This is a genomic window from Angustibacter sp. McL0619 (assembly GCF_049994355.1).
Classification (GTDB): domain Bacteria; phylum Actinomycetota; class Actinomycetes; order Actinomycetales; family Angustibacteraceae; genus Angustibacter.
This window is the reverse complement of record NZ_CP188257.1, coordinates 725235-743759: the sequence shown is the minus strand read 5'-3', so window position 1 is coordinate 743759 and position 18525 is coordinate 725235. Positions and strand designations below refer to the sequence as shown.

Annotated in this window: 1 protein-coding gene (cut by a window edge); it reads right to left on the bottom strand. The window is 72.2% G+C overall.

Features of this window, described 5'->3' with window-relative positions:
- Nucleotides 1-43 precede the first annotated feature (43 nt).
- Nucleotides 44-18525, bottom strand: the 3' portion of a protein-coding gene (locus ACPPVT_RS03350) for a hypothetical protein (protein ID WP_426565452.1). 14482 nt of this gene lie beyond the right edge of the window; only the last 18482 of its 32964 coding nucleotides appear in the window; its start codon lies off the right edge, out of view; it ends in the stop codon at nt 44-46.

The window sequence follows — 18525 nt, the reverse complement described above, 5'->3', positions numbered from 1 at the left end:
CCGCCAGGTCGCGGGGAGTGGCGGGGTGCAGCAGCAGGTCGTCCTAGATCGGGTCGTGGTCACGGGAGGAGCCCTGCCCGGCCGGCCTGCCACCGGCCGAGCCGGCCCAGCCGGCCTCAGGGTCGGCCGGGTCGGCTCCGCCGCGCAGACCCGGGCGGTCCTGGCTGTCCCGGCGAGCCAGGCCAGCCAGCTCACCAAAACGCTCCACCACCGCTCGAGCGTCGGCGCGAGGATGGCTGCCCAGATAGCTGACCATGGCCCTGGTCGCGGTACTGCGGGCAGCGGCCGCAACACCCTCGGACGCCGACTCGACGATCACCGGCGGCAAGCTGAACAGCCGACCCACAAGGCCAGTCACCGCCTGGATCAGCGGCACGATCTCGGCATCCCCCTGCCCGGCATTTTCCTGCCCGGTGTCGACCGGCCGGACCAGCACCCGCACTTGCTGATCTGGCTCGGCGGTCCCCTCGGTCTCCGCGCCGGCGACCACCTCGACCGCCGCGCCGAAGTCGCCGGCCAGCATCGCGGCCACGTAACCGACGTCCAGAATCCGCGACGGGGCGACCCGCCACTGCGGCAGCCGCAGCTCACAAACCTGATCCGCCCGCTCCTGCACGGCGACCGGCGCACCCGGCTGCGCCAGCGCGCGCACCCAATCGAGCGTGCCCACCGTTTCCGCGTTCGGTGGTGCACTCGGTGCAGCCGTCTCCGAGCCCGCCACGCTTCCGGCGACGTCCGACATCACCTGCTCGACGCTGGCCATGACCTGGCCGGTCGGCTCGGGCTCCCGAATGTCGCGCAGGACAGCGTCCGGCGTCCTGTCCCCAGGCGGACTGGTTCGCGCCAGCGCCCTGCCCAGTTCGGTGGCGGAGGGCGGAGTGAGGATCGCGGCAACCGGGCGTTCGCCTCGCAACGCGGCGCGCATCACGTCCTGGCGTTGGTCCGGGGACAGCCCCCAGAACCAGCTCTCGGCGGTCTCCACCCGGTCCCGCCAGGCCGCCGGGTCGAGCAGCGCACGGCCCTGAGCATCCGTCCCCCACGGGCCGTGCGGCGAGGCCGGCCCGGTCCCGGTCGCCAACTCCAGGGCGCGCACCCGCAGCGGCTCCAGGTGCTGAACGGTCAAGACGCGCCACTGCCGCAACCGATCCAGCCGCCAGAACATGGGCCGTTCGAAGTCGACCTGCGTGGATCGCAGGGTCGACTCGGGATCGACATCCCTCCCCGCGAGGTCGCTCAGGTGGTTCAGCTCCGCCCAACGAATGACCTCGGGATGTTCGGCCGCCCGGGCGACCTTGTCCAGCGCGGCATCCAGCGCGCCCAGGAGTCCCTGCCGCTGTGCGACGACGATCGCCCGGGCGAACTGGCTGGCGTCGTCCACCGTGCGCGCCAAGGCATCCAGGACGTGCGCGGGCCGGTCGGCCAGCACCCCCCGCAGCCGGGCCAGCTCGATGGGCGGTGACTGCGCCGTCAGCCGTGCGGCGGCGGGGTGCCATTCGCGCACTCCGCGTTGGGAGGCCGGCCAGCTCCCGACCCATTGCCTCAGCACCCAGATCCAAGGAATGCCACCAGCGGCAACCGCATCCACCGACTCGCCGAGCCGGAACTCGGATATCCCGGCCAGCTGCGCGGCGATGACCAGCCGCTCGACAACCTCGGATGCGCGGCTCTCGTCGGGCGGCCGGGCGGCCGCGGCGAGCAGGCCGCGGTGGTGAGCCACCAGCGCCAGCCGGACGACGCCCTCGTCGTCGATTTCGGCCAGGCTGGTCGCCTCCCTGGCGATGCCCTCGATGGACTGCAACCAAGAGCGCACCTGCGGCGACAGCTGCTCCAAGGCGGTCCGGGCCATCGCGGTCCGCAGGTCGGTGACCAGCTGTGCCTCGCCGCGCCGGGTCGGTGCCGCTGCCCCGCCGGCCGGGTCAGCGATCAGGTCAGTCGGGCGGTCCAGGTTCGTCATCAGGGTCTGCCAGTGTGGGCTCAGGCCGTGGCCAACCAGGTAGTCCGCCACCAAGGCCGCCGTCGGCAGGTCGGGCGGTGCGGCGGCCCGCAGCAGCACGTCGTCCTGGATCTGCTCGCCCCTCCGGGACGCCCGGGCCAGCTGGAAGACCGCGTGCTGCACGTCGGCCTCAGGGTCCGCGTGCAGTGGCCGGACCACCGCCGGACCGTTCATACTCGCCGTCACCTCGCGGAGCCGCTGAAGCTGGGCAGGATCGAGGGCCCGGCTATCGGCAAGGTCCTGCACCGCGGCCAGCGCGTCGTCCAGCAGCCCGGCCCGGCCCATCGTGGCCAGCGAGGCGATCATCGTCCGCCGGTCCGGCCCGCGCACCAGCGACACCCGTTCGACCAGCTCGGACAGCGCCCGGATCTCGTTGCGGCTCAACCGGCCGAGCTCGTCAAGGGCGTCGGGGGGCATCGACTCGTCGTCCGCCGGCCAGGCGCCGGCCAGCGCGTCCAGGGTCGCGCTGGCCGGCTCCGGCAGCGGACCCCGTGCATCGGGACCGACGCCCAGCGTGGCCGCGTCGATTCCGGCCCAGTTCATCGCGGTCAGCACAGCCGCCAGGTCGCGGGGAGCGGCGGGGTGCAGCAGCAGGTCGTCCTGGATCGGGTCGTGGTCACGGGAGGAGCCCTGCCCGGCCGGCCGGCCGCCGGCCGGGTCGGCCCAGCCGGCCTCAGGGTCGGCCGGGTCGGCTCCGCCGCGCAGACCGGGGCGGTCCTGGCTGTCCCGCCGAGCCAGGCCAGCCAGCTCACCAAAACGCTCCACCACCGCTCGAGCGTCGGCGCGAGGATGGCTGCCCAGATAGCTGACCATGGCCCTGGTCGCGGTACTGCGGACAGCGGCCGCAACACCCTCGGACGCCGACTCGACGATCACCGGCGACACACTGAACAGCCGACCCACAAGGCCAGTCACCGCCTGGATCAGCGGCACGATCTCGGCATCCCCCTGCCCGGCATTTTCCTGCCCGGTGTCGACCGGCCGGACCAGCACCCGCACTTGCTGATCTGGCTCGGCGGTCCCCTCGGTCTCCGCGCCGGCCACCACCTCAACCGCCGCGCCGAAGTCGCCGGCCAGCATCGCGGCCACATAGCCGACGTCCAGAACCCGCGACGGGGCCACCCGCCACTGCGGCAGCCGCAATTCACAAACCTGATCCGCCCGCTCCTGCACCGCGACCGGCGCACCGGGCTGCAGGAGCGCCCGCACCCAGGCAACCGACCCCACCAGCGGCATCGCGTCCGGTCGGGCGGGCGCGCCAGCTGTCTCCCAGCCCGACACGCTCCCGGGCGGCCGCCCGAGGGTCTGCTCGAGGGTCTGGTGGATGCCGTCCATCACCCGGCCGGTCGGCGACGGCTCTCCCACCTGACGGGCCAGCAGCTCGGCGCGCCGATCCTCGAGCACCCGCTGCCAGTCCTGCACCCGGTACTGGACGTGATAGTCCGGGCTGCCGTCCGGGACACCCACCCAGTGCACCCGCACGAGGTCGCGGACTCCGTCGCGCGCGTCTCGCGCCATCAGGCCGGACAGCCGCTGGGCCACCGATGAAGCCATGGAGTCGTCGATGAGTCGAGCGGTCCTGCTACTGACGGCCCGTTGGTCGGTGATACTCGCCCGCAGCTCGACCTCGAGCATCCGCACGACCGCACCGGTGTGGCCGTTGCGCAGCCGGTACTCGCGCACGTCGTGCTGGAGCAATGGCCCAGGCTGGCCGCCCAGCTGCAGTTGCGAGGATGGCACACCGTCCGCACGAGGCTGCGTGCTGGCGCGCAGGGCGTCCAGATCCTGCGTCCAGTCCCACTGCCCGTCGTTGGCCACTCCCGCGCCGACCCACGGACCGTGCGGCGTCAGCGGAAGCGGGTCGTCATCCTGCCGTGAGCGAGCGGTCGCGCCCAGCGCACGCTCGACGGCGGTGCGCGCGGACTCCGCGTCACCGGGACGCATCCCGACCAGCGCAAGGACCTGCGCAGCCAGATCGCCGTCGGTGATGTCGGCCGCCACGAACGTGCCGGCGGGCGGCCGCTCGCCGGGCGGCGCCACCCGCCACTGATAGTGCGCGGACGCCATCGTCACCCTCAGCCCACCGCCGTTCACGTGGGCTGCCACCCGGACGAACACCGGTGGCCTCACGGGTCCCTCGCCCAGTGCGAAGGGTCCGAACCAGTTGGCGCGCCGCATCCGGACGGCGAGGCCGCCCAGCTGATCCTCGGTGACCGCGGCCTCGAAGCCGGGCGCCGCAACGAGCTGCACCCGCACGGCCATCTCCACCAGGTGCGCGGTCACCCGGGCGCCGTCGTGCAGTGCGTACGTGTGCAGGTCAAAACTGCGCGGGGAGCCGCCCGCCGGCGCCGGGTGATAGACGACCGTGCATGGCTCGAACGCAGCCGCCATGCTCAGCATCGCGGGCAGGCCCAGGTCGTCGGTCAGCGCCGGCGGAACGCCGGTGCCAGAGCCCAGCGGGACCAGCGGCCCGGCCAGCGCCGACGGCGGCACCGGAACGACCGGGCCGTAGGAGGGGGTGCTCGACACCGGCAGATCGGCTGCGGCAGTGACCGCTGCGGCTCGAGCCTGGTCGAACAGGGCACGTACCTGGTCGGGTGACGGCGCCTCGCAGGGGGCCAGGGCGGTCAGCCCGAGGGCGAAGCCCAGCAGGCGGGCTTGAACGACGTCCGGGTCCTCGTCCAGTGCGTACTCCCAGGGCTGCATGGTCCGCCCGGCAGCGCTGGGGTGCTCGAAGATGACGAGCCGGTCAGGTCCGTTCGGCGCGAGCGGCCGGGCCATCAGCTCCGGAAGCACCGACCAAGGCACACCATCCAGATCGACGCGAGCCGACTGCCACGCATCGGAGGCCGACTCCCCGAGCCTGACCCAGAAGGCCGCTCGCTCCGGCGCTCGCACCTGGGACGACCACGCGACCTGGAGGTGTGGACGCACCCGGAGAGTGACCCCAGTGTCGTCCGGGTTGCTGGCGGTACGGACCGAGTAGCCGTTCACCCGAACGTCCGCAAGTTCAGGGACCACCCACTGACGCTGGTCCACCCTGATCAAGGCGGGCAGGATCTCCTCGGCTGTCGCCGTCCCGTACACCGCATCACCGATCTGGTCCAGGATCTGCACCAGGTCGGCCTGCGTCGGCCTCGGCGCAACGCGTTTCCGGTGGCCGCGGCCCATCAGCTCGACATTCCGCTGCACCCCAGTCGGCCGCACCGGCGCCGTCCCACCGGACCGCACGATGGCGCGCGGACGCAGTGCATGCGACTTGTCTTCGTAGCGGTCGGGGAGCCCCACCAGGTGGCCCAGCTCGTGGGCGGCGATGGGGAGGGCGAGGTCCGGCGGCACCCGCAGCTCGCTCTCCTCCCCAGGCGCCACGAAGAGCACCCGATGGGCATCCGCCGTCGAAAGTGCCAGCTCCCAACGGACCCGGACCAGCGTCGGCAGCCCACGCCATGCCACCGGACGGTTCTGCGACCACACCTCCTGCGCCGCACTGAGCATCTGCAGGTGTACCGCAGCCAGGTCCTCGTCCCGCATCGGTTTGGTTGAGCCCGGCTCGCGTGCCAGCAGGACCCGCACCACGATCTCGACGACTGCCACCGGCGCACCAGAACTCGGATCGGCCACGATAGTCGAGCGGACGTCGAAGCTGGTCGCAGGAGGCCAACCAAACCTGGGAAGGTGCCGGTCGGTGTGTCCCGGAACGAGCGAGCGCCTGCTCGCGAGCAACGGCGAATGCTCTCGGACGACGACGCGCCTGGTCGGTAGATCCTGCTGGAGTGCGGCGGTCACCCGGGCCTGCAGCTCGGGCGACAAGCGCGGAAGCGAAGCCCGGTCCAGGGCCGCCACGATCTGGCGGAACGTGACGTCGTCGGGCGGCTGGAGCACCTCCGCCGGCGGCCGCGCCCACTCGCGCCCGATGCCGTCCGGAGCGGCCGCGACACGAACACCCTCGTCGAGCCGGAAGCGCAGGACGTGTCGCACGCCGTTGATGCGCACGTCTGACGTGCCCGCGGTGAGCGAGCGTGCCGCGGCTGCCAAGCCGAGCAGCGGATCCGGGTCGCGAGTCGAGAGCAGCTCCGCACCGAGCAGGACCTCCACGACCACCAGCCGCTCGCCGGTGAGGTCAGCACGGAGCCGGAACCGCCGCGCGGCCAGGTCGGGCAGCTGGGCCATCTCACGGTGGTCGCGCAGCCAGGTCATCGGGACGACCTCAGGAGTCGCCGGCGTCAGCGGGCGCAGCCGGTCCAGCTGCCCGTCAAGCAGCCCTGCTTCGAGGCCGGGCGCACCCGGACCGGGAGGCAGCAGCCAGCCATCGGCGTCGTCCCGCTCCGCGCCAGCGAACACCCACGCGGCCTCGTCGACGACCGGGAGCCCGTACGGGTCCTGGGCCTGGGCCAACCACTGCTCGGCCAGATCACGCCCGGCAGCCACGGACAACCCCCACCACTCACCCTGGCCGAACCCCAGGCCGGCCGCGAGCACCGCGTCGATGTCGTCGTCCGAGGCCTCCAGCGACAGCACCCTGCCTGGCCGGCGCGGCCCGGCGTGACCGGCCGGCAGCACCACCACGAGGCCGTGCACTGGTTCCGGAAGCCGGTCGCCGACCACGCCCTCCCAGCGCACCCGGACCCACCGTCCGGTCGACGTGGCCATCCCGTCCTCTGACTCCCGCGCCGGTGAGGTCGGCACCCAGACGGTGTTGTCCGTCGCCGCTCGCCAGGTCGCGCGGGCCTCGATCCGCGCCGCGAGCTCGCGCAGCGCCGAGGGAGGCAGCCGCTGCTCGAAGCCCGGTTCGGGGACCAGCCGGTCGCGGCGGGTCACCTCCAGGATCTCGGGAAGGACTGGCCCGTCCACGCCGGGCAGGTGCTGGCGCACCTCGAACGCTCGCGGACCGTAGCGACCACGGACCGAGGCCAGCCCGGACACCTGCACGGCGGCACCGACCACCGGCAGCCGGGACGACGGCTCGCCAGCCAGGCCGGACAGCATGCCGAACCGCTGGGCGGCGTCCGTCACGTCCGCCGCGGGGACAGAGCCGACGTACTGCACCAAGAGCTCCCGCACGTGCTCGCGCGCGGACTGAGCGGCGTCGTCGAGCGCCGTACCGAACTGCTCGTCAAGGGCGACGAGGAGGCCCGAGCGCAGCTCGTCCTGATGGTTCGGACCAGCCGTCCGAACGGTGTCCGGTGCCTCGATCCGGGCGAGCGGGGCACGCCGAGCGTCCGAACCGTCCAGGACCCGCACCACGCGTCCGGTCTCCAGCGACAGCCCACTGGCCAGCCACGCGGCGTCCAGCGCGCTGACACCGGTGCCCGGCTGTGACGGCAGGGTCCGTCCCAAGGTCACGTGCACTCGCCCCTCGACCAGCTCCATCGTGACCGGCCAGAGCCACTGCCAGTCGTCGCCGGGCCTGCCCTGGCCCACCGGATGCCAGCCCCAGATGGTGTCGAGACGCTGATCCAGCTGGGCGCGAAGGACATCGAGGTCGGCCTCCGGCAGCGGGTGAAGTCCAGCGAGGCCACCGAATTCAGCGACCACATCGATCGGGTCGACATCGGGGTTCGCGCAGAGATAGACGGCCATGGCCCACAAGGTGGTCCGCAGGTGCCGCCGCTGGCGCGACTCCGCGGCCCCTTGGGGGGATGGGCCTATCGGCTCATCCGGAAATGCCACGTGATCCATCAAGATCGACCGAACTGACGCAAACATTGCGCGGGCGGCGCCAGCCCAGGGATCGCCGTCGGGTACCACAGCGGCCGGTGGAGCCGGCACGGTCAGCAGCAGGCGCGGTGTGTCACTGGTCCCGTCCACGAGCTGCACCGTCCGGCCCTCGCCGGCCGCCAGCGCGCTCGCTACATACCCCAGCAGCGCCTCGGGCAGTTGCGCGTCCTGCTCATCGTTGAGCACCAGCTGCACGGTGAGGGGGACGTCTGGGTGAAAGACGAGGGCGAACCGGTTGGACCCGGCCGCTGACCCCGCGCGCCCGCGAGTCCCCGCCAACGCAGACGCGAGCGACTGACTGGCCGACTCGTACAGGGTCGAGGTGGCGTGAAGGCTCAACGAGCTGAACGCGGTCGCGGGAGCCGGTGGCGAGTCGCTCCCCAGAGCGGAGAGCGCGCCGAACCGCCGGACCACCTCCTCAAGGTCCGCTCCCGGGACCGAGGCCAGGTAGTGCGCCATGACCTCCATCGGCCTGGTCCGGCGCAGCTCCTCCGCCTCGTCGGCCGGCCCGAACACCTCGTCCGCGGTCTGCTGGACCGTTGCCCAGAGCTCGTCATGTGGCACCGCTGGGGCGGGCCACAATGGCGGGAGGTCCACCTCGGCCAGCGAGCTCGCGGTCGGACTGAGCCCATCGACGACCCTGACCCGTCGTCCAAGATCGATGGCCAGCCGACTCGCCAGCCAGCCGGCATCCAGCTGGGACGGACCGGGGCCGTGCGGTTCGCTCTCCTCCTGATCCACCGTGACCTGCACCCAGCCGGCGACGAGCTCTGCCTCGAACGACCACGGAGACGGCCGGTCCGCACCGTGGTCCTCGTCGACGCTCACCCGGTTCCAGATCGTGCGCAGCAGCGCCTGCGTCTGGGAGCGCACCTCGTCGGCGCTGACCCGCTGCTGTTCGCGGAGCTCGCCGAGCACACCGAACTCCTGCACCACCTCGGCGGCGTTCGCCTCGGGGAAGGCGCGCACGTACAACGTCATGGCCCAGAGCACCGTCCATACCCAGGTCCGCGCGACGTCTCCGCGGACGGACCCGTGGTCCGGGCCGATCGCCGTTCGGGGCAGCACGAACTGCTCCGTCGCACGCTGGTGGATCCGCACGAACTCGATCGCGGCCTCGGCGGCGCCCGGCTGTGCCGCCCCAGGCGGCGAGACAGTGAGCAAGGACAGCGGCCGGGCGCCACGACCGTCCAGCAGCTCGACCGTCCACCTCGTGGAGGCGCTGAGGTGGGCCGCCAGGTAGCCCAGGAACAGCGGTGGAAGCCGGACGTCGTGCGGATCGCGCAGCAGCACCTGCAAGCACTGGACCTGGTTCTCGTCGGTCCGCGGCTGCACCAGCACCCTCGTGGTATCGGGCTCGCCCCTGGCCGCCTGGGGGTTCACGATCGGTACTGCCGCCGCCAGGGCGGCCTCGTACAGCGACGAGACGGTCTCGTTTGCGGAGTCAAGCGGCGGCGAGTCGGCCACCCGCTCGGCGTCCACCGTGAGCGAGCGGGGCGCATCCGCCACCGGCGGCGAGTCCGTCCGACGCACCGCGGCGTAGTGGCCGCCACCGGCCTCGAACCGGAGCACCACCAGCGGCCGCGCAGCCTCGGGGCCGAGCGCCGCGACGGCGCCGCCCTCGTCGACGACCACCAGCTGACGACCCATGCCATCGGCCAGCAGCGCGGGCACGAGATCGCCCAGCTGGTCGGCCCAGAAGCCCGGTCTCCGCATCAGACCCGCAGCATCCTGCGCGCTCAACCGGCCATCGATGAAGTCTTCGTAGTGCTCCCAGCCGTACTCGAGCTGAGCGGCCGCAAGCTCCCGCAGCTGTTGCACCGTCGTCATCGGCTCGCCCTGCTCGAACATCGAGGCCGCTACCGCGGCGAACAGGCAGTCGCCGTCCGCGGCCACCGGCACCTCGACCAGGGCCCGGTCGCCGAGCCAGGTCAGCTGCCCTTCGGACGCCAATGGCATCGCGAACGGGCCGGCCGCAGCAGGTTCCTCGGCCTCGACGCCTCCCGGCAGCGGTGATCGCGGCGCCAGGGCCTCGAGATACTGGCGAACCCTTCCGGGGTCGAACCTCTGCAGCACCGCGTCGGCCTCGGCCAGGTCCTCGGGGTCGGCGTCGACCTGCCGCGCCAGCTCGATCCGCGCCTCGGGCGGGTACCCGGCCAGCATGGTCGCGACGTACGTCGAGGTCATCGGCGGGGGCAGGTCGGGTTCGCGGAGCTTGCGAACCGCCCCCGGCCACTGAGCCTCGACCCAGCCGTGCAAGGAGTGCAACCAGTCCAGCAGCTGTGTGCCGGTGCCGATGTGGCGGCGCATCAGGTCGGCCGCCGTGACGCCCGCATGGTGCAGCCGCAGCGGCACGGTCGCTGTCCGGTCACTGTTACAGACCCGCTCGACCTCCGCGGCGATTCGTCCAAGAACGGTGCCGGCAAGTCCTAGCGAGTCCCGGTCCGACGCGGCGACCAGCCGGCGGATCAGCTCGCCCACGTCGTCCTCGTCGGTGAACACCGCGTCCACGACATCGCGGACCACGACGTCGAGCTCCTCCACGGTCGAGCGAAGATCCTCGATGGTGCCCAGCAGGATCGACAGGCCGTCCCAGGTCTGGCCTCGGACTGCAGCCGCGTCGCGGGGAGCCAGCTGGCGACGGGTCATCCTCAGCGTGGCAGGAGCGGCGACCACCTCGGCAGCGACCTCGGTATCAACCTCGGCAGCCGTCGCCGGTGGGGCCGGGGTGGGCACCTCGGCCCAGGTCGCCAGCAACAACAGAGCCAGCTGTTGGGTGTCGGCCGGTACACCAGCGGTGGTCACGGAGTAGTCGCCCGCGCGGAAGCCCGCGTTCCAGACCGCGACCTCCAGGCCCCCGCTCGCCTCGCCCGAAAGCTCGGACATCTCGCCCGCTGGCCGGCGGCCTACGCTGCCGGGGTCCTGCGTCTCGGACATCAGGTCGGGCGCCTGCTGCGACGAGCCGGCGTACCCCGGTGGCGGTGGTTGCTCGTCGTAGACGGGGGCCGGGGCGAGCGGCGCGGGCGCGCCCCTGAAGGTCTCGAGCGACACGAACGGGTCTCGGCCCACCCATGAACGCGCCTGGTCGATCAGGTCCGCAACCTCGTGCGGTCGCGCCGCCGACAACTCGGTCAGCGCCTGCTCGGCCGCCGCCTCGAGCACCCCTTCGCCGAGCGCGTCCGCCAGCGCCTGCTCCGCCTCGGCGCGCGGTCCGGACGTCCGGAAGGGCACCTCGACCGAACCTGCCCCACGATGGCGCGCCCAGGTGTAGGCGTACAGCACGGCTGCCCGCTCGCGCAGCAGCCCCAGGTGCAGGTGGGCCTGGACGACGTCGACGACGCGCTGCTCGAACGGGATCGCCTCGACCGGCTCCGGGACGACGTCTGGTGCAGCTCGCCAGACATCGGTCCAGATCCGCCGAACCAGCTCTGCGGCGTCCAGCATCGTCGTCTGCGGGCGGGTCGCGAGGTGCAGCAACAGCTGGTCGGCGAGCGCCCCGACCTGCGGGGTCTGCAACAGGTGCACCGTCAGGTCGGTCGGGCTCGGCACGCGTCGAGGCAGGTCGACGGCCAGGAACTCGTCCAGCATGTCCCGGGTGAACAGGTCGCCCAGGTCATCGAGACCGACCACGTGCCCGGCGTCCAGCTGGGCGAACCAGTCCTCGAACAGGCCACCGGAGGCGACGCACCACAGCACCGCGGCCCGCACGACTCGGGGAACGGTCGCCACGTCGATCGGCAACCGGCCAAATCGTCGCTGCGCCTCAGTCAGGCCGGTCCGCGTCGCCTCCCGGAACGCGTTCACCTGCACCGAGGCCCCCGAGCTGACCAGCGGGGCGGGCGTCCGCCACCCGATCGGTGAAGCGTGGTCAAGCCGTTGCCGCGCCGCCGAATCGGGCAGCAGCTCGTCCGCCTCACCCAGGTCGGGCAGCACCCGCAGCACACAGGCGACCTCGACCTCAGTCCCCGGGGCGTCGTCGACGTCCATCGCCACAGTGACATCGGCGGTGCGCTCCGGCCGCACCCCCAGCCATCGCACGCCGTGGTCCGTCCGCGCGGACAGCACGCTCAGCACCGGGCGCGGCTCGGCGTCGGAGCTGAGGGTCCAACTCCGACCGTCCTCATCGATCTCCTCGATCCCGCGGCCCAGCGCCTGCCCGACCAGGACGGCCACGATCTCCTGCAGCCGCGGGACCGTGCCGGCTCTGCCCTGGGCCAGCAGGTCGATGGCCCGGTTCAGATCGAGGTCCAGCGCCGAGAGGCTGGGTTCGAGGTCGACCCAGCGGGTGCGCAGCGAGTGCTCGGCGTACGTCTGCAGCGCGGAAGCCGACGTGGCCAGGTGCGGATGGAGACCAACCGACGCGCTGATGGCCGCGAGCACGTCGTCGGCATCGGTGGGCGGTGGCACCGCCACCAGCCCTCGCTCGGCCAACCAGTCCTGCTGTGCCTGTGACGGGGTGGTCGGCGGGGCGGCCGGCGGGGCGGCCGGCTCGAATATTGGCTCGGAGTCCGCACTGAAGTCGCTGCCAGCACCCCCACGCAGCCGAAGAACTGCCTCATCGTCGGTGGGCACGGCGCCCTCGAGCTCGCGAGCCAGGTCCAACCACGGGCTGGCGAGCGTGTCCAGGGCCGCCACCCGCTCGGCAAAGACGCGCCACCACTCCGCCTGTTGCTCGCTGCGGCCGCCGATCGCCAGCCGGGTCCGCCCGGCCGCGACGGCACCGGCAACGTCGAACAGGTCCGACCGCACCGCGTCGTCGTCTGCACCGTCCACGAAGGCTGCCAACCGGGCCTCGTCGACTCGGGCAGCGTCCGCGAGCGCCAGCACCCAGCGCACCCGCTCCGCCGTACGCAGGCGGGCTTCGACACTCGGGTCGACCTGCGGAACCGCCACGTAGTGACTCGGCCGTTCCGCAGGCCCCAGGGCAAGCAACGTCACCGACGTGCTCGACCGGGCACCCGTCGCCTGCACGGTCGTCTCGGCCCCATCGGCATCGACCAGGCGGATGTCGGTACCAACGAGCCGGGCCACCTGGTTCAGCACCATCGGATCGAGGCGAGCCGCAGCCGCGGGCTCCACCACGCCAGGCTCTGCCACAAGCACCGCGCGGATCGCCGCCGGGTCAGCGAACCCAAGTCCGATGGCCCAGTCCTGCAACTCATCCCAGTCGTCCGCCACGGAGTTCGCTATCCGGTCGCGCAGCCATTGCACGCCCTGCGGTCCCGGCGCGATCATGTCGGGGCCCAGCGACTCCACCAGGGGGGCGAACAACCGGTCCGCGTCCACCGCCGGTGCCGCCGCCAGCCCACGCTGGGCCAACCACTCGGCTTGCTGCCTGGACGGCTCCGCCCGAACCAGCGCAGGCCGAGGCTCCGCCGGCTGCGGCTGGATGCGGCCGGCGTGCCGAAGCCCCAGCCACCCCCCGACCCCCTGCACCACGTTCTCGACGCCGAGGTCGGGAAGACCCGCGGTGAAGAGCTCCAGCACCGTCATCCGATCGCGATGCCGCGCCGCGGCAAGGCTGGCCGGCACGCCGCGATCGGGCTCGCTCGGGTCGAAGATCTGGGCGGCTGCGGCCTCGACCTGCGTCCGCAAGCCCGGACGAGCCGGATCCCGCTGCACGCTCATCAGCGCGACGCCGGGATGCCGCGCGTCCACCACCTGGACCGGCCGGCCGGCCCTGGCCGCCAGCGACGCCGCCACCAGCCGCAGGTGGTTCTGGTCCATGGCCACGTCGCCGGGATCCTGCAGCACCAGGTCCAGCCCGGACGGGCCGGCCTTGATCGTGACCCGATCTCCCTCGTGGTGCCGGGTCTGGATGCCGTTGACCGCCAGCCCGAGGGCGTTCATCCGCGCAGACCCGTCCCGCTCGACCAGCCCTGACCACAGGCCCAACCGGCGGACGGCGACCGGTATGGAGTCCGCCTGACCCGGGCCCTTCAGGTAGAGCAGCATCGCGAGCAGCACCATGGCGGGGGTCCGTTGCGCAGTCGATCCGGCACCAGACCCGGCCACGAAGAGCCGATCGGCCGCATCCCGCACCCAGGCCAGCTCCTGCTCGGCACGAGTGTCGCCGGACCACTGCGTCCCGACCCGACGCCACCCGGCGCCCTCTGGCGCACCGACGGCAGCCAGCGGGGTGGCGGGCGCGCCGAGCAGGTCGCTGACGACATCGACCTGCGTCCCGGCGTGCACGGCGAGCTGGGCCGCGAGGTAACCCCACGCCGTCCGACCCAGCCGCACGTCGTCCGGATCATGCAGGCGCACCACCATCGCGCCCGAACCCGTTTCGATGCGGGCCACTGTCGCCCGCGCCCACCCCTCCCAGACGCCTACCCCGACCGTCTCACCTACTGCCAGCCGGGCCTGGTCCCACCCCATCGCCAGGTCGTGTACCAAGGAGGCGAGCCGCTGCCGCTCGTCACCCCGGCCATCACCCTCACCCGCGCGGAGCGTCACCTCGGCGGCCCACGCAGCCAGCCGCGGACCGTCGGCGTACCGAACCGTGCGCTCCACGAGAGCGGAGCGGACCTGCCGGTGATGCGCGGTCGCCCCGTCCAGTGACACCGGGATCGTGCCGGCGAGCACGTCCCGCATCGCCCTGGACAGCGCATGCAGCACGGCCACACTCATGAAGTCCTGGGGATCATTGCCTATGACCAGTTGGTGCACGAGCGCCAGATCCAGCGAGGCGGCCCGCGCGAGGCCGAGCAACCACCGCACCGTCCGCTCGCGCTCGGCACGGTCCCCGTCGTGCGCCGGCGTCACGAGCTGCTCCACGGGATCGCCGTCGGCTCCTCCCCGGAGCCGCAGCGCCGGCACCAGGACGGTGCGCAACCTGCCGGCCACCGCCCCGTCCCGATCGATTCCCAGCCGCTGCGCCAGTTCCAGCCAGCCGTCGGGCAGCTCGATCACCGTCTGGAGCTCGGTCGATGCGACCAGGTCAGCCAGCTGGTCACCGGAAGCGCCGTCCAGATCCAGCGGACTGCCGCCGAGGGCGACGGCGCCGCTGACGGCTGCCAGTGCCGCACGGATCCGGTCTCCCGCTGCGACATCGATTGCTCCGGACACCAGGCCGACCAGCTGGGCATGACCTATCCCCGCCGCGGACGCCAGTGCGAACAGCCAGCGCCGGGCCAGCTCTCGATCGGCGTCCACCAGCGGGTTCGAGGAGGCGACCGCGGCATATCTCGGGTTGGTCCCCTCGCCCCGAAGCACCACGACCGGGCGCTCAAGGTACCGCCCGGCGGGGCCCGGGAACGTCGTGTTGATGCCGTCTGCGTCGACGACCACGACCGGACGGCGCAGCGCGTGCGCCAGCAAAGTCGGGACGGCCTCGTCGAACCAGTCAGCGACGTGGCCCGGGCGGCGCAGGTCCTCCGCTCCCCGTCGGACGTCGAGGACCGGTGGCTCTCCCGGGCCGGCCAGGAGGTAGGCGAACTGTTGCGGCTGCCCCACGAGCGCGTCGGCGGCGAGCGCGCGCAGGTCCCGCTGCGCGTAGAGCGCGCCGCCCTGCTCGATGATCGACTGGGCGAGCGCCCAGAACAGGGAGTCGACGCCCGGTGGGACGGATCGGGCCTCTCGCTCCGTCCGGTCCAGCCACTTCTGTTGCGCCCAGGTCACGTGCGTCGTCTCAGAGCTGGCGGGACCGCCCGCACCACCCCGCAGCTGCATCGGTTCCCCCGCCGGCTGTTCCTGCGGCGGCTCAGCCATGGTCCACCGACGTCGGAACCCCGCGCGGTCACCGAACTTGGTGACAGCGTCAGTAATTGCCTGCCTCGAGTGGTTCTTCCTGAAACGAAGGTCCAGCGTGACCGCATACAACATCTCTCGATAGGCCTTCACCTGCTGCAGCGCAGGCTGCTCGAACAGCTGGTCGGCCACCTGGCCGACTGCGGCAAGCCGGTCGGGCCGATTGTTGTCGTCCAAGTCAAGAAAGGCAGCAACGAGCTCGGCATCCTGCGGGGCGCGAATGTGCGCTGCCTCGGTGGGCGGCTGCTCCGCGCCGGCCCGCTCGATCACGACGCCACAGCGGATGGCGGCCGCGACATTGCAGGCGACCCAATGCAGGTCGGAAGAGGTGATCTCCGCGACGTCGAGCGGGTCGTGCAGCGCGATCCGCCAGGTCAAACGCGACCCATTCCTGGTGCCGTTCATCGTGAACCGCGGGCAACTGGCCGAGAGCGCTCCATCGACCCCGGTGTTCGGACCCGCGTCAGCGCGCCGGGACCACACGTCATACACCTCCGCCTGAAGCGACGCGGCCCGGTTCGGGCCCGGCAACGGCGTCAACCCGGCCACCTCACCCAGCGCCCGCACCGCGCCGGTCACCGCCAAGAGCGGTCCGGCACCACCCAGGAACAGCAGCACCGACTGCACGAACATCGTCGTCGACCAACTGATTTTGCCTGCCTCCCACCGGCCACCGGGGAGTGGCGGCTCAGCGAACAACTCGGCGACGTCGCGCTCGACATCGCGACGCAGCGACTCCGGGGCCTGCCCCTCCAGCTGCCACGGTCCGTCCTTCCACGACCATCCCGGCTCGGACGGGGCCGGAACGCTCAGAAAGAACTCGGCCGAGACCGTGCGCACCACCCGCACCGCCATTTTGGACTCCAGCGCCAGCCGGGCAGCCACCAACCCCAGCGCTGGCACCCCAAGACGACCGTCCCGGTCACCGACCCGAAGCACCACCGACCCCCTGCCTGCCGGATCATGCAGGACACCCAGCGCGCCGATCGCCCCGCTGGCCGCCACCACGCTTCCCGTCGTGCCCTCCCGTTCGACCGTCCGCCACGCCGCAAGGACTCGCTCCGTCAGCAGCGTGGACGTCGAGACCACCGTTGCGGCGCTCACCTCGGCGGCGACTTGCGATTCGGCGTTGGCCGCCTGGAACTGCACCTCGAACGCCAGAGCCACCCACCTGCCCGCCTCCGGCTCCTCGGACGCCACCCGCCGGGCGAACGCCTCCAGCCGGCCGCCGGAATCCACCGCGGCCAACGGCTCTCCCCTAGCCGCGACCTCGCGCGCCACTGCCGACAACTCGGACAGCGCCGACAGGCCGTCCCGCGCGGCCGCTTCGTCCACCCCCCCGTCGGCCTCCCGGTCGCCCGGTCCGTCCACCAAGGCGAACAAACGCTCCTCGGCGACGCCCGCGGCGGCCGACAAGTCAAACAGCCACAGAACCGCCGTCATCCGCACGACGGTGCGACTCAGATCATTGCCCACCTCACTCACCGCAACAGGCCAGGCGGGCAGTACGACCGGAGGCGCAGCACGCGACGCCACGGCCGCGAACGCGGCACCCGAAGTGCCCACTCGCAGGACGGCGATCTGGCCCGACTCCGTCGTCGTGCCGACGTCGTCCGGCGACTCGGTGATCCCGGTGGGGTCGACCACCACGACAGGGTGGCCGAGGGCATCTGTCAGCAACACTGGCACGGCCTGCTCGAACCAGTCTTCCCACGCGCCTGCCGTCCGCAGTTGAGCGGCCCGCTGGACGGGGTCGACGCGAGATGGCCCTACCGGATCCCAGAGCAGATGCGCGTAGCGTTCTGGCCCTTCCTCGAGTTGAGCAGCCGCCAGCTCGCGAAGGTCAGCCAGCGAGTAGTCGGGACCACCCTGCTGGCGGTACGACTCCGCAATCGCCCAGAAAAGCGCATCGGCTTCCCCTTGAACACTGATGGCGCGCTGCGCGGTCCGTTCCAGCCAGTCCTGCTGTGCGATGGTCAACTGCTGACCGGACCACTGTCCTCGCGTGGGCCTTCCGGTCGCAGCGCGCTCGGGTCGGGCGCCACCGCGGCCCCGAGCACGCGGGTCCGTCGAAGATCGAGCGAGCTCAGCAAGGTGACCGAACCGCTGCACCAGCACCGCCAGTTGAGCGCCCGGAAGGGCCCGCGATGCCAGCGCCACCTGCCACATGGCCCCGGCCAGCCGGTCCGGGCCCTGTCGAGCCGACTCGGTGGCCTCGATGGTCAGCGGCACCGCGAAGTGCCGCGCCGCAAGGCCGGTGATCTCGGCCATCCTCGGCTGCACCGCCTCGACCGGACCGTCCACCGCCGCCCAGCCGCCGACCGGGGCCGGGATCTGCAGCCGGGACCGCCCTTCGTCCGCGATGCGCAGCCGCACCGGCCGGCGGGCAGCGAGCGCCGCGGCGCTCGACACGTAGGCGAGGTCGACCGGACCCCAGGACGTGTACCTCACACCGAGCAGCAGCACCACCGTGCCGTCCGGGGCCACCCTCGAGCGGACGGACCCGGCCATCTCGCTGCGTTCCGATTCGGCGTCCGGGTCGGCGTCCGGGTCGACGCGCCGCAGTGCCTCCCGCGCCGCCTCCTCCACGCGTACCAGCGTCAAGCCCTCGTCATCGGACCCGACCAGCTCGGCCGTCATCGGCTCGCCCGCACCGCCGCGAAGCCGCAAGGGTTCCTCCAGGCGTGGCAGCCCGGCACGGTCACCGAACCTGGCGGCGGCCTCGATGACCGCCTGCCGTGTGTGGCACCTCCTGGCCCGAAGTTCCAGCGCGGTCGCGTACAGCAGCTCGCGGTACGCATTTAGCCGCTGCTTGCCCAGGGTGCTCTGGTCGTCGGTCGGCGGCTGCACGAACAGTGCGCCGACTTCCTCGCTCACCACTACGAGCGTGGTCGGCCGAAGGTCGTCGACCACGTTCAGGTAGCCAGCAACTTGGGTGACATCCCGCGGAACGGGGATCGTCACCAGCGCCGATGGCTGTTGCCCGGTGACGTGTTGCTGCCGCGTGACATCGGGCATGACCAGGACGCCACCCCGGATAGCGGCCGCGAACTGGCTGGCGA